General features: G+C 41.9%; 13 protein-coding genes. 1 reads left to right on the forward strand and 12 read right to left on the reverse strand.

Annotation, left to right across the window (positions count from 1 at the left end; all coding sequences use genetic code 11):
* Window positions 1-8: 8 nt before the first annotated feature.
* On the reverse strand, window positions 9-761 hold the full coding sequence (locus IGI44_RS15005; protein ID WP_438788557.1) for an alpha/beta fold hydrolase: 753 nt from the start codon (window positions 759-761) through the stop codon (window positions 9-11).
* Between the two features lie 468 nt (window positions 762-1,229).
* Between IGI44_RS15005 and IGI44_RS15010 the strand changes: the two genes are divergently transcribed.
* On the forward strand, window positions 1,230-1,550 hold the full coding sequence (locus IGI44_RS15010; RefSeq protein ID WP_438789007.1) for a lysostaphin resistance A-like protein: 321 nt from the start codon (window positions 1,230-1,232) through the stop codon (window positions 1,548-1,550).
* 54 nt (window positions 1,551-1,604) lie between these two features.
* Here the strand turns inward: IGI44_RS15010 and deoD are convergent, their stop codons facing one another.
* From deoD to IGI44_RS15065, 11 genes are all read right to left on the reverse strand, one after another.
* Window positions 1,605-2,312 (reverse strand): purine-nucleoside phosphorylase, encoded by a 708-nt coding sequence (gene deoD, locus IGI44_RS15015; protein WP_438788558.1) that lies wholly within the window; start codon window positions 2,310-2,312, stop codon window positions 1,605-1,607.
* Window positions 2,313-2,348: 36 nt separating this feature from the next.
* Entirely contained in the window at window positions 2,349-3,167 is an 819-nt protein-coding gene (locus IGI44_RS15020) for a purine-nucleoside phosphorylase (protein WP_438788559.1), read from the reverse strand.
* Window positions 3,168-3,193: 26 nt separating this feature from the next.
* A complete protein-coding gene (gene deoB / locus IGI44_RS15025) occupies window positions 3,194-4,366 on the reverse strand; it encodes a phosphopentomutase (RefSeq protein ID WP_438788560.1) in 1,173 nt (390 codons plus the stop codon).
* A gap of 588 nt (window positions 4,367-4,954) precedes the next feature.
* Window positions 4,955-5,908 carry an ABC transporter permease gene (locus IGI44_RS15030; RefSeq protein ID WP_438788561.1) on the reverse strand — a complete coding sequence of 318 codons (954 nt, stop codon included), beginning with the start codon at window positions 5,906-5,908 and terminating at the stop codon, window positions 4,955-4,957.
* Window positions 5,908-7,038: an ABC transporter permease gene (locus IGI44_RS15035; RefSeq protein ID WP_016181658.1), complete on the reverse strand. Its 1,131-nt coding sequence runs from the start codon at window positions 7,036-7,038 to the stop codon at window positions 5,908-5,910. Before IGI44_RS15035 ends, IGI44_RS15030 begins: the two co-directional genes overlap by 1 nt.
* Window positions 7,031-8,593 (reverse strand): ABC transporter ATP-binding protein, encoded by a 1,563-nt coding sequence (locus IGI44_RS15040; RefSeq protein WP_438788562.1) that lies wholly within the window; start codon window positions 8,591-8,593, stop codon window positions 7,031-7,033. Before IGI44_RS15040 ends, IGI44_RS15035 begins: the two co-directional genes overlap by 8 nt.
* Window positions 8,594-8,758: 165 nt before the next feature.
* Complete coding sequence (locus IGI44_RS15045) at window positions 8,759-9,859, reverse strand: BMP family lipoprotein (RefSeq protein ID WP_438788563.1); 1,101 nt, start codon at window positions 9,857-9,859, stop codon at window positions 8,759-8,761.
* A 59-nt stretch (window positions 9,860-9,918) separates the two neighbouring features.
* Window positions 9,919-10,311: a cytidine deaminase gene (locus IGI44_RS15050; RefSeq protein WP_438788564.1), complete on the reverse strand. Its 393-nt coding sequence runs from the start codon at window positions 10,309-10,311 to the stop codon at window positions 9,919-9,921.
* A gap of 17 nt (window positions 10,312-10,328) precedes the next feature.
* Entirely contained in the window at window positions 10,329-10,991 is a 663-nt protein-coding gene (gene deoC, locus IGI44_RS15055) for a deoxyribose-phosphate aldolase (protein WP_438788565.1), read from the reverse strand.
* 62 nt (window positions 10,992-11,053) lie between these two features.
* Window positions 11,054-12,355, reverse strand: coding sequence for a pyrimidine-nucleoside phosphorylase (locus IGI44_RS15060; protein WP_438788566.1), 1,302 nt, complete (start codon window positions 12,353-12,355; stop codon window positions 11,054-11,056).
* A gap of 139 nt (window positions 12,356-12,494) precedes the next feature.
* Complete coding sequence (locus tag IGI44_RS15065; RefSeq protein ID WP_438788567.1) at window positions 12,495-13,514, reverse strand: LacI family DNA-binding transcriptional regulator; 1,020 nt, start codon at window positions 13,512-13,514, stop codon at window positions 12,495-12,497.
* Window positions 13,515-13,568 lie beyond the last annotated feature (54 nt).

Here is a 13,568-nt window from a genome sequence, read left to right on the forward strand (position 1 = left end):
GAATGGAACTAAGTTCGCTCAGATATACCTAAGTTATCCGCAAAAAATTCCGTAATCTGATCCATCGTGGCAATCTGAACAAAGTGCCGTTCCTCTGCGCTGACAAAGGTAATATTGTCTTGCGGATTCGCTTTAATAAAATCAGCGGTATGCTGATAAGGCACCTTTTCATCTTCTGTTCCATGCCAAAAGAATACAGGACGCCCCGCAACTTTTTCCGGAGCTAAGGATAAATCATATGCTTCTAACCACGAAGTCAGTTGCCGATAATCCTTCGGTAAATAGAATCCTAATTCGCCAGCATGCATAGCAATTCGTTCGCGATACTTGATTGGAGCAGGTGAGCCCATTACACAGGCAGCTACATTGATCTCTGGATGCTGAGTCAGCAGCATGCAGGTAGTAATTCCCCCCATTGAAATTCCGCCAACACCAATTTTCCCCATTACTAATCCAAGGTTTTCAAAATAATCCACCAAAAAACCGAACTCGTATAAATTCGTTTGGATGCTATCCCAAAAAGTCAGGGAAGGAATCTCCGAAGTTTTCGTCTTGCGCTCACCATGATTCGCGGCATCTGGCAGCAATACTCGAAAATTTTGCGCTGCTAACTTTCGCCCTTGCGTCAACACCAACTCCTTTGCCGTTTGCCAGCCATGGTAATAAATAACCAGCGGCAAAGGCTCGTAAATTTTATCCTCTGCAACAACTTCAAGCAAAGGAATATTGCCGACTGTGCGTTTGCGTACTACTACTTTCATCATGCTCCTCCAAGTACAAGTAATTACTCCTATTATACAGAACAACTTAGAAATACAGCTATCTTACCGCTCAAAAGATGAATGGAACCTGTTTATCCATCTTTGCCTAGTACAATATAATTGTAGCTACAAAAATTTTCCCCTTTTTTATGTAACTGCTCTGTAGTAAGATGGACAAAAGATTTACGCTGAACACATTTAAAATCTGAGGAGAAAGATGTTATGCGCTTAAAAATAGGAATAGTTGTCTTTTATACTCTCTTCACATTTTTTATACCCGCTTTAGGTGTCTCAACTCAACATTATTTTTTATTTGAATACAGTAATTTATTCTTTTTTATACTATTTTTCTTTCTGTTTAGAAAATTTTTGAACTTGCAAAGAAAAAAGATAATAATTAAACAAATCGTTCTTATTACAATTTTGAGCTTAATTTTTTTGATAATTAACGATACTCTATTTTCATCTATGGATCAAAATAGTATACCTATTGAAAAAGTACCATTGATTACTTTGATTGAATCTGTGACCATTGTTCCATTCGTAGAAGAAATTATTTTCCGTTATTGTTTTATTCCTTTACATAAGAATGTTTGGATCACGGGAATGCTGATACTTTCTTCCTCGATTCTTTTTTCACTTTTTCACGGTGTCTCCCTTTCAATTTTTATTTTTGGGTTACTGCTAAGTGCTCTATATTTATGGAAAAAAAATTTATGGTATCCATTGATAGTTCATTATATAAATAATATTATAGGGATCGCATTATACTTGATAAGTCTCGGATAATTTGGTTTAGGGTTCAAAAAAAACGCCCTTCACGAATGAAGAGCGATTAAGATCTTATTTTGCAATCAACGTTTCCAAGCCAACATACATCATATCTTTAAAGGTATTTTGACGTTCTTCTGAAGTAGTTTCTTCACCTGTCAACATGTGATCGCTAACGGTCATAATACCTAAGGTTTGAACATGGAATTTTGCGCCTAAGTAATATAAGATCGCCGCTTCCATCTCAACACCTAGCACACCGTATTCGGCTAATTTGAAGGTTGGTGCCAAATCATCTTTATAGAAGGTATCTTCTGACAATACATTCCCAACATGAGTAGTAAAGCCTTTTTCCATCGCTACTTTATAAGATTTCATCATCAGATCAAAATCAGCAATCGGTGCGAAGTGGAAGCCAGGAAAATGCTTCTCAACCATTGAAGAACTGGTTACAGCACCTTGAGCAATGATCAAGTCACGAACGTGAACGTCTTTGGACAACGCACCACAGGTTCCCACGCGAATCAATTTTTTCACGCCATAAGATTGGATCAATTCTTGTGCGTAAATACCAGCAGACGGCATGCCCATCCCAGTACCTTGTACAGACACCCGCTCACCTTTATAAGTCCCAGTGTAGCCTAACATGCCTCGCACATTGTTATAGCATTTCGCATACTCTAAAAAATTCTCCGCGATAAATTTCGCCCGTAATGGATCTCCCGGTAACAAAATTTTATCCGCGATCTCCCCTTGTTTCGCTTCAATATGAACGCTCATTGTATTCCTCCCAATAATATACTTACTTCTATACGATTATAACACCGCTAAAGTTTCTTTGATTAATTTCTTGAAGTCTTCTTTGACACGTTCTGTTGTTTCCACAACTTCAGCGTGGTTTAAATTCGCCTGCATGCCCGCCGCTAAGTTGGTAATACATGAAACACCTAGAACCTTCATGCCGCTGTGTGCCGCTACGATGACTTCCGGTACGGTTGACATTCCAACAGCATCTGCGCCGATTGTACGAGCCATCCGAATTTCCGCGGGTGTTTCATAGGTTGGTCCAGTGAATCCCATATAAACGCCTTCTTGCAAATCGATAGCCAATTTATTTGCGACTTCACGCGCTTTTTCTTGGTATTCCTTCGTGTAAGCTGCACTCATGTCCGGGAAGCGTGGACCCATGTTTTCATCATTTGGTCCGATTAACGGATTGGTTCCCATGAAATTGATATGGTCAGTGATCAGCATCAAATTCCCTGGTTGGAAGCCTTCGTTCACACCACCTGCTGCATTTGTCACCACTACTGAATGAATACCTAATGCTGCCATGACGCGAACAGGATAAGTCACCGTGTCCATCGGATTTCCTTCATAATAATGGAAACGACCTTGCATCGCCAATACATTTTTTCCGGCTAAACTGCCGTAAACCAATTGCCCAGCATGACCAACCACTGTGGAAACAGGGAAATGCGGAATCTCGTTGTACGGGATTACTACAGGATTTTCGATTTCTTCTGCTAATTCACCTAGCCCTGAACCTAGGATCAATCCAAATGCAACCTCAGCTACTCCTTTTTCTTGGATATAGCTGGCCGTTTGTTGAATTTTATCTTGTAAGTCTGTCATAAAGGTCTCCTTATATAAAATATTTTTTATTTCAATAATTTTAGGAAGCTTTCGCCATTTTCTGTTGCTGGAACGTTAAAGTTTTCGGCAATGGTCGCTGCGATATCTGAATAGTACCCTTGCGGTAATTTCCCTTGTGCCGCCATTTTCTTGCTGTAAACCAAGAAAGGTACATATTCACGGGTATGATCGGTTCCAGTAAAGGTTGGGTCATTTCCGTGATCGGCTGTGATCATCAGTAAATCATCGTCCTGCATTGCGTCCAAAATTTCTGGAATTCGTAAATCAAATTCTTCAATCGCATGAGCATAGCCGACAACATCCCGACGATGACCGAACAAGGCATCAAAATCAACGAGATTCGTAAAGCTCAAGCCCGTAAAATCATTTTTCATGACATCTAGCAACTTGTCAACGCCGTCCATGTTGCTCTTCGTACGAACCGCATCAGTGATGCCTTGACCATTGAAAATATCGTTAATTTTACCAACCGCAATCACATCTTTACCATTATCTTTCAATGAATCTAAAACGGTTTTACCAAATGGATCAAGGGCATAGTCATGACGGTTGCTTGTTCGAGTAAAGTTGCCAGGTTCACCAACATAAGGACGTGCAATAATTCGACCAATCATGTAAGGATCATCCTTCGTAATATCACGAACATATTGACAAATTTTGTACAATTCTTCTAACGGAATGATTTCTTCATGGGCGGCAATCTGCAATACAGGGTCAGCAGACGTGTAGATAATCAAATCGCCAGTCTTCATTTGTTCTTCGCCAAAGTCCTTGATAACTTCAGTTCCGCTATAAGGCTTGTTCGCACCCATGATAATTCCGCGACCAGAAAACTCAGAGATTTGATCAAGCAACTCTTGTGGGAAGCCTTCTGGAAAAACGCGGAAAGGGGTTTGAATATTCAATCCAGCAATTTCCCAATGACCAGTCATGGTATCCTTGCCGACAGAGATTTCTTCTAATTTTGTCGCATAGCCATCATGATCGGCAACATCCTTCACACCTTTCAGTGGACGAATCGTTCCAAGACCAAGCTGTTCCAAATGCGGAATGTTCAATCCAGCTTCTTCTGCAATATGACCTAATGTATCTGAACCGACATCTCCAAATTTTTCAGCATCCGGTGCTTCTCCGATACCGACTGAATCCATTACGACTAAGTGAATGCGCTTAAACATTTCTATTCCCTCTTTCTATTTATTTATATCAAAATAAGTAAGGCGAAACCTACTTATATATTTAACAAAACTTTTGTGCTGCTAAACTAACTGACACAGCTCCAGTATATTGGGTTCTTGCTGTTCCGTAAAATAAAAGCTATTCTGTGCAAGAATTGTGGAACTCGCATTGAATGATCAACTTCTTCAAAATCGAGAAAGTTTGTCTGACTCTTATCACGTATATCAGCCCCACCTTGAACTGCTGTAAAATAGTTGGACTGGCAGCTAGCTCAGTTTAGCGGAATTCATTTTTCGAAAACCGCGAAAAATGATTTCATCTTCGTACGCATACGATTTCACTAATATAATACGTTTGAACAATTGATTCGCAGCTAATTCGCATTAAGGGATTAACTTTTTCAAAAAACGAAAAAGTTAGTTTGATCCTCATCACGCATACCATCCAACTAAACCTCGCATATTTATGTCTGGTTTAAAGATTTTATTTTTGCCAGTCCAACCTTGAGCAACTGCGAAAGTTGGACTGGCAAAAAGGGCGTGACTAAGAACATTGTCCCATAGTCCCACCCTTTAAAAACGAAAGAATTATTTTGATTTGATGTAATTGACACCGTCTGCTTTTGGTGCTGCTGCTTTCCCTAGGAAAATGACCAGTACCACGATGGTTAAGACGTATGGTGCTGATTGTAGATACACGTCTGGAATTTGTGAAATGATCGGTAAGTTTGATCCTGCGATACTCAAGTTTTGTGCGAATCCGAAGAAGATCGCAGCCCCCATCGCACCTAACGGATTCCATTTACCAAAGATCATCGCTGCTAGTGAAATGAAGCCTTGACCAGCGATGGTTGTTTGCGCAAAACGTCCAGCGATGGATTGTGCAAAGACTGCTCCGCCCATTCCGCCAAGGAAACCAGAAATCAAGACACCTGAGTAACGCAAGGCGTAAACATTGATTCCCAAAGTATCCGCTGCCTGTGGATTTTCACCGACAGAACGTAAGCGTAAGCCAAAACGTGTTTTAAAAATCACGAACCAAGAAATTACCGCGACTAAAATCGCAAAGTACGCTGGTAAACTTGTATTTTTAAAGAAAAGATCACCAAGTACAGGAATCTTGCTTAATACAGGAAAATCAAAGTAACCAAATTGCTGTTGAATTGTATCTGTTTGGCCTTTACCATAAATAACCTTAATTAGGAAAATCGCTAATGGCGGTGCCAATAGATTCATTACAGTCCCACTGATAATATGATCCGCACGGAAGCTGACTGTCGCTACCGCATGCAGTAAAGAGAATGCCATCCCTGCTAAGCCGCCGACTAAAACACCCAACCAAGGCGTCATTGCGCCAAATTGATCGGCAAAAGCTAAGTTAAAGACCACTGAGCTAAACGCCCCAGCAACCATGATCCCTTCCAAACCAACGTTAACGATCCCGCTGCGTTCAGAAAAGACGCCACCTAAAGCTGTTAAAATCAACGGTGCTGAATACACAAGTGTCTGAGCAATAATTGAAGCTACTAAATCCATATTCATCAGACTTTGCCCCCTTTTTCAGATTCTTCATTCGGAGCACTTTCTATTTCTTGGACAGTTGCGACTTCTTTTTTACCGCCCATGACTTTTGCTAAACCAACACGTACGATGTAGTTGATGGCTACGAAGAAGATGATCAACGGAATTACACTATTGGCCAATTCACTTGGAATACCTGAGAACTGCATCCCTTGTCCGCCGAGCTTCAAGATACTGAACAGCAATGCGGAGAGTAAAATCCCCACTGAGCTTCCGTTTCCTAACAGCGAAACGGCCATTCCGTCAAACCCGATGCTGACAGATGTTCCTTGAACAAAGTAATTCATAAATGTTCCTAGTCCATAAACCACACCGCCAAGACCAGCTAAGGTACCTGAAATGATCATTGAGATTACGATCGTGCGTTTACTGCTCATCCCAGCATATTCAGAAGCAAAAGGATTCAAACCAACGGAACGAATTTCAAAACCTAGTGTTGTTCGTTTCATTAAGAACCATACAAGTACTAAGAAGACTAACGCTAAAATAATTCCCATGTTAACCCGTGACCCGCCGAATAAATTCGTTAACCAAGGTTCGCGTAATGAGGCATTCAAGCCGACACCTTTTGTCACACCTTTATTGGAAATGATATCTGGTGACATTACATGGTTAACGATATGATTCGCTACATACAGGATCACATAGTTCATCATGATCGTTACGATCACTTCACTGGTTCCGAAGAATGCTCGCAACAATCCAGGAATCGCTGCAGCCGCAGCTCCGGCCAAAGCACCAGCGATGATCGCTAATGGTAAAACAACGAATTTCGGTGAATCCGGCATGCTTAATGCGACCCAGATACTTGCGACCCAGCCACAGAGCGCTTGCCCAGATAACCCGACGTTAAAGAATCCTGCCGAGTTGGCAACGGAGAACCCAAGAGCGGTAAAGATCAACGGACCTGCACCCACCAAAATTTCTCCGATAGACATTTTGCTTTGGAACGCGGAACTGAACATCGCGTTATAACCTTCAATTGGGTTAAACCCAAACACTAACATTAAAACAGCACCAAGAACAAATCCTAAAATAACTGAAATAATCGGTACTAAAATATTTCTAATTCTTTCTGAGCGATCATTCATTTGTCTCACCAGCCTTTGCTAATTCTGCTCGCGCTTCTTCTAAACTATAGCCGGCCATCAATAGCCCAAGCTCGTTTTCAGAAGTTTCTTTCGGATCTACGATACCAACGATCTCCCCTGCATGAATAACCGCGATACGGTCAGAGACATTCAAAATTTCATCTAACTCAAAACTTACTAATAGCACGCCTTTTTGTTTGTCGCGCTGTTCAACCAAACGTTTGTGGATATATTCAATCGCCCCAACGTCCAGTCCACGAGTTGGCTGTGATACGATCAACAGATCTGGATCACGATCCACTTCCCGCGCAATAATCGCTTTTTGCTGGTTCCCGCCTGATAATGACGCCGCTGGTGCTTTTTCACTGGTCGTTCGTACATCGTATTCTTCAATCAAGCGTTTTGCGTAACGGTCGATTTCCCCATAGTTCAAGATACCTGTTTTACTGAATGGTTCATGATAATACGATTGCAGTGCAATATTCTCTGATAATGGCAATGGTAGAATCAAACCATATTTATGCCGGTCTTCCGGCACATGTCCGACACCCGTTTCAGTAATATGACGCGGTGCTTTTCCTGTGACGTCTTTTCCGCTAATTGTGACAGTTCCGCTTTCGACTTTGCGCAAACCAGTTAACGCTTGAATCAGCTCTGTCTGACCATTGCCGTCGATTCCGGCGATCCCGACAACTTCGCCGCGATGGACATCCAGTGAAAGATTCTTCACAGCTTCTAAGCCGCGACTTTCTTTCACAACAAGATTCTTAATTGAAAGAACGACTTCGCCCGGCGTTGCTGGTACCTTATCTGTTTTGAATGAAACAGAACGCCCCACCATCATATCGGCTAATTGTTGCGAGCTGACATCTTTGACGTCGACCGTTCCTATGTATTGTCCCCGACGAATGACTGAACAGCGATCCGCAACTTTTTTAATTTCATCTAGCTTATGAGTAATTAGAATAATTGATTTGCCCTCATTGATCAGGCCTTCCATAATCGTAATCAGCTCATCAATTTCTTGCGGTGTTAATACTGCCGTTGGTTCATCAAAAATCAAAACATTGGCGCCACGATACAAGGTTTTCAAAATTTCAACCCGTTGCTGCATCCCAACTGAAATATCGCGAATATACGCATCCGGATCAACCTTCAATCCATATTCTTCAGATAGACGAACGATTTCGGCCTTAGCTTTCTTTTTATCCAGCATCCCGTTTTTCTTCGGCTCGCTACCTAAAATAATGTTCTCTGTGACGGTAAAAGCATCCACTAACATGAAATGCTGATGGACCATTCCGATTCCTAATTGATTCGCTCTCGTTGGACTTGAGATATCGACGGGCTGTCCGTCCATTAGAATCTCACCAGAAGTTGGCTGTAATAGCCCGGACAAGACATTCATCAATGTTGATTTCCCAGCACCATTTTCACCTAAAAGCGCATGAATCTCGCCTTTTCGAATCTGTAAATTGATGTTGTCATTCGCTTTAAACGTGCCAAATTGCTTGGTGATATTGCGCATCTCAATGACAATTTGTTCTTCTGTCACTTTCTTTTCACATCCTATCGCTTTTTAAAACCTGACAAAACATTGCAACGCTAAGGGCGTTCTTCCCTTAGACAAATCAAGCACAGGCTGTGACTTGTCTAAAAGAAGACTTTTTTTAAAAGAGGACCATAGCCTCTCAAGTTGGAGACTATGGTCGCCTGATAATTATTTCTCAGGAGTTTCTGGAACTTTAACATCGCCATCAGAAATTTTTGTTTTCGCTTCTTTAACAGCTGCTTTCGCATCGTCTGAAAGGTAGCCTTTGGTTAAATCAACACCGCCGTCTTTCAAACCAAAGGTTAGATGCTTGCCGCCAGGGAATTTATCATTCAATGCATCCGTAGAGATTGATTGAACCGCTGCGCCCACGCCTTTAAGTGTTGAAGTTAAACAGAAGTTGCTTTCTTTACCGTCTTTAGATTTGTATTCGCCTTCTTTATCTTGGTCGCTATCGACACCGATAACCCAAACTTTGTCTGCTTCGTCGGCTTTTTCGTTACGCGCTTTCGCTTCGGAGAAGACCCCTTGACCTGTACCACCTGAAGCATGATAGATAATATCGATTCCACCGTTGTACATATTTGCTGCTAAGGCTTTACCTTTGGCTGGATCACCGAATGAAGCCGCATATTGTACGTCTACAGAAATATCTTTGTCTAATTTTTTAGCAGTATCCTTCACACCTTGAACAAAACCAGCTTCAAAGCGGTCGATTACGGCACCTTCTTCACCACCAACGAATCCTAATTTGTTTGATTTCGTTGTTTCAGCTGCTGCTACACCTGCAAGGTAAGCTGCTTCTTGGTCTTTAAATGTTGCTGATGCAACGTTGTCTTTGCCATCAATCACTGAGTCAATGATAACGAAGTTTGTATCTGGATTTTGATCTGCTGCTGCTGAGATTGGGTCAGCTAGTAAGTAACCAATCCCGAAAACTGTTTTGAATCCGTTAGTAACAGCTTGTGAAATATTTTGTTCATATTCAGAAGCATCGTTTGATTGGATATAGTTATATCCGCCAGTACCTTTTTTGATATCGTGTTCTTTACCCCATGCTTGAAGACCTTCCCAAGCACTTTGGTTAAATGAACGGTCGTCCACCCCACCAATGTCTGTTACGATTGCTACGCTGTGTTTCGCATCTTCTTTAGCCGCTCCGCCGGAAGAATCAGTTGAACCGCCGCCACTACCGCCGCCGCAAGCTCCTAGAGTCAGCAATGCTGCCATTGCCACGGTACCTAGGCCAAATAATTTTGCTTTTTTCATTTCTGTAAAGCCCCCTAAATATGTTTTTTTCAACAGTCCTGCGACTGAATGAACATGGTTTATAAATCTTTGTCAGTAAAGGTATACGGCAGTAACTCTCCAACGGTCATTTCTTTTGTTACTCCGTTGTCACCGACTAAGGTTACTGGCATCGCTGGATCGCAAAATTCCGCCATAACTTGACGACAAGCGCCACATGGAGAAATCGGTTCTGGTGTGTGACCAGCGACTACTAAATGACTAAAGGCTTTTTCGCCTTCCGAAACAGCTTTAAAAATAGCTGTTCGTTCCGCGCAATTCGTTAAGCCGTAAGAAGCATTTTCAATATTGATTCCTTGATAGGTTTTCCCTTCCTTGGTCACAAGACACGCGCCAACAGGAAATTTTGAATATGGGACGTACGCTTTGTCGAGTGCTTCAACTGCGATATCGATCCATTCTTGTTTACTCATGTATACTGCCTCCGCTCTTAGTACCCCGTACCAGATAGGCCGTTCATGATAGCAACACCTGAGCTGGCACCCAAACGAGTTGCTCCTGCTTCGATCATTGCTGCTGCTTCTTTCGCATTGTGGATACCGCCAGAAGCCTTAACACCCATTTCTGGTCCAACCGTTTCACGCATCAAACGTACATCTTCGACCGTCGCACCGCCAGTTGAGAAGCCAGTAGAAGTTTTAACAAAATCTGCGCCGGCTGCTTTCGCTAATTCACAGGCTTTGATTTTTTCTTCATTCGTTAATAACGAGGTTTCGATGATCACTTTGACCAATGCTTTATCTTTCGCAGCTGCTACCACCGCTTCGATATCTTTTTGAACTTTTTCGTCGTTGCCATCCTTCAATTCGCCAATGTTGATAACCATATCTACTTCATCAGCACCATTTTGAATCGCATTTGCTGCCTCGAACGCCTTAGTTTCGGTAGTATTTGCCCCCAATGGGAATCCGATCACGGTACAAACCGCAACGGGTTCGCCCTGCAATTCTTTCGCCGCAAGTGATACCCAAGTTGGATTAATACAGACAGAGTAGAAGCGGTATTTCTTTGCTTCTTCAATAATCTTCATAACCTCTTCTTTGCTAGCATCTGCTTTTAAAATTGTGTGGTCGATCATTCGATTTATTTCCATTTCTGACCCTCGCTTCTTTCATTATAATATACTTTTTATTGTTACAAAAAAGTTTTAAATACTTATTCTGTAATAATATCGTGAATTAAAATAGGCTCTTTTGGTGCTTCACCAATCGAAATATTTTGATAAAGTAATTTTTCAACGTCGGCAATTTCATTGGTATTCGCATAAATCGTTAACAACGATTCGCCCTCTGTAACTTTGTCGCCAATTTTTTTATGCAGCTTGATACCAACTGCATGGTCGATATCTTCTTCTTTCGTTTTACGTCCTGCACCTAATAGCATCGCCGCGATCCCGATTTCGTTAGCCACTAGCTCAGTCACATAGCCTGATGCCTTAGCAGGAAGTTCGATTTCATATTTAGCTGTCAGGATTTTCTCCGTATGATCGATCACAGAGACGTCACCGCCTTGATCCTTAACCATTTCACGGAATTTTTCTAATGCTTTTCCTGAATGCAAAGCTTCCTCTAACATTCCTCTAGCTTCATCCAAGGTCGCCGCTTTACCTGCCAGAACAACCATTTGACTTCCTAGCACATAACACATCTCCGTGAGATCTGCTGGGCCCTCGCCCTTCAAGGTATCGATCGCTTCAACGATTTCCAAACTATTTCCAATTGCCTCGCCTAACGGCTCAGACATATCCGAAATCACTGCCATCGTTTGACGTCCGGCAAGTTTTCCGATGCGGACCATGGTTTTCGCTAAGCGCTTGGCATCCTCAATGTTCTTCATGAAGGCCCCTTCGCCCGTAGTCACATCTAAGACGATCGCATCCGCGCCTGCCGCGATTTTTTTACTCATAATTGAGCTGGCAATCAATGGGATTGAATCCACTGTTGCAGTTACATCCCGCAACGCATATAGCTTTTTATCTGCCGGAGCCAGATTTCCTGACTGACCGATCACAGCAACTTTGCTCTTGTTCACGATATCAACAAATTCTTGATCGGATAATTCGATTTTAAAGCCGGGGATCGATTCGAATTTATCTAAGGTACCGCCGGTAAACCCAAGACCACGTCCAGACATTTTTGCTACAGGGACACCGACACTTGCTACCAGAGGTGCTAGAACCAAGGTTGTCGTGTCACCGACTCCGCCAGTTGAATGCTTATCCACTTTGACACCGTCAATAGAAGACAAATCAATGATGTCTCCCGAATTTGCCATAGCCAAGGTCAAATGAGAAATTTCCTCATCTGTCATATCCTGATAAAAAATCGCCATTAGCAATGCGCTCATCTGATAGTCTGGAATACTTCCGTCTGTATAGCCATCAATGATGAAATCAAGTTCATCTTTTGATAGGGCTTTACCGTCTCTCTTTTTCTCAATCAAATCTACCATTCTCATAGGTTTTCCTCCAAGCTTCAAAAGATATTATACAATAAAATGGCGAAAGGTAAACCACTTTAGTAAAACAGTTTACTAAATACAGAAGCGCTTTCTGTTAGCGCTGCCATCGTTACTATAACGGGTACTCAGCCCGTTGTCAACCCTGACCTACTTTTTTTACACTCTCACGAATAATTAATTTAGTTTGGAAGATTTTATTCGGAATTCGCTGAGAAGGGAAATTAATCGCATCAACTAAAAATTTAGCTGCTGAAAAGCCGATCTCACTACTCGGTTGAAAGACTGTGGTTAGCGGTGGAACCATATATTTACTGACTTCCAACCCATCAAATCCAACGACTGAAATATCCTCAGGAATTTTTAATCCCGCTTCATAAATCGCCTGATAGCACCCTAAAGCCATCTCGTCATTTCCGCAAAATATTGCTGTAATTTCCTTATTTTTTAATACTTCTTTTGCAGCATGATAGCCGCCCGAAATTGTTAATTCCCCAGAACAAATATAGCTTTCTTCAAAAGGCAATTGATACTCAAAAACCACCTGCCGATAAGCCTTCACACGCTCCGTCAATTGATAATACCCTTTACTCTCCTTAAGCATGCCGATATGACGGTGCCCCATCTCGACTAGCACTCGCAGAACTTCCTGGGCCCCAGCATATTCCTCAACTAGCAACTGACCCCAGTCGCGATCATTTAAGCCCCGGTCAATCAATACAATCGGGTGTTTACGGTAAAAATCACTGCCCAGCTTATGTTCACCCTCTAGATGATTCGGTGTCGCCAACAAGATTCCATCTACCGAGCGATGGGACAATTCATTTAAATAACGTTTTTCTTGCTCAATGTCATGGCGGGAATTACATAAAATAATCATATAGCCTAAAGGATTTAAATAACTCTCTACCCCTTCGATCACCTTTGAGAAAAAAAAGTCCGTTACATCGGGCACAATCATCCCGATTGTTTTCGAATGCCGGTTAATCAAATTCGCCGCGAAAAAATCTGGTTTATACTGATATTCTTCAACGATCGCTAATACTTTTTTACGGGTCTGTTCGCTGAAGCGACTGCCCTTATTATTTAAAATCTGCGAAACAGTCGTTACGGAAACGCCTGCCATCTCAGCGATTTCTTTGATGGTGATCTTCATCATGGTCCTTCTCTCTGCGTTTTTTTTAAGTGTAGCAAAGGAAAAATTAGAAAGAAA

The organism is Enterococcus sp. DIV0756, from assembly GCF_051710745.1.
In the GTDB taxonomy this organism is placed as follows: Bacteria; Bacillota; Bacilli; order Lactobacillales; family Enterococcaceae; genus Enterococcus_A.

Coding starts and splice junctions, on each gene's coding strand:
- IGI44_RS15005 (WP_438788557.1), bottom strand. CDS start 761: ATGAAAGTAGTAGTACGCAAACGCACAGTCGGCAATATTCCTTTGCTT.
- IGI44_RS15010 (WP_438789007.1), top strand. CDS start 1,230: ATGGATCAAAATAGTATACCTATTGAAAAAGTACCATTGATTACTTTG.
- deoD (WP_438788558.1), bottom strand. CDS start 2,312: ATGAGCGTTCATATTGAAGCGAAACAAGGGGAGATCGCGGATAAAATT.
- IGI44_RS15020 (WP_438788559.1), bottom strand. CDS start 3,167: ATGACAGACTTACAAGATAAAATTCAACAAACGGCCAGCTATATCCAA.
- deoB (WP_438788560.1), bottom strand. CDS start 4,366: ATGTTTAAGCGCATTCACTTAGTCGTAATGGATTCAGTCGGTATCGGA.
- IGI44_RS15030 (WP_438788561.1), bottom strand. CDS start 5,908: ATGAATATGGATTTAGTAGCTTCAATTATTGCTCAGACACTTGTGTAT.
- IGI44_RS15035 (WP_016181658.1), bottom strand. CDS start 7,038: ATGAATGATCGCTCAGAAAGAATTAGAAATATTTTAGTACCGATTATT.
- IGI44_RS15045 (WP_438788563.1), bottom strand. CDS start 9,859: ATGAAAAAAGCAAAATTATTTGGCCTAGGTACCGTGGCAATGGCAGCA.
- IGI44_RS15050 (WP_438788564.1), bottom strand. CDS start 10,311: ATGAGTAAACAAGAATGGATCGATATCGCAGTTGAAGCACTCGACAAA.
- deoC (WP_438788565.1), bottom strand. CDS start 10,991: ATGGAAATAAATCGAATGATCGACCACACAATTTTAAAAGCAGATGCT.
- IGI44_RS15060 (WP_438788566.1), bottom strand. CDS start 12,355: ATGAGAATGGTAGATTTGATTGAGAAAAAGAGAGACGGTAAAGCCCTA.
- IGI44_RS15065 (WP_438788567.1), bottom strand. CDS start 13,514: ATGATGAAGATCACCATCAAAGAAATCGCTGAGATGGCAGGCGTTTCC.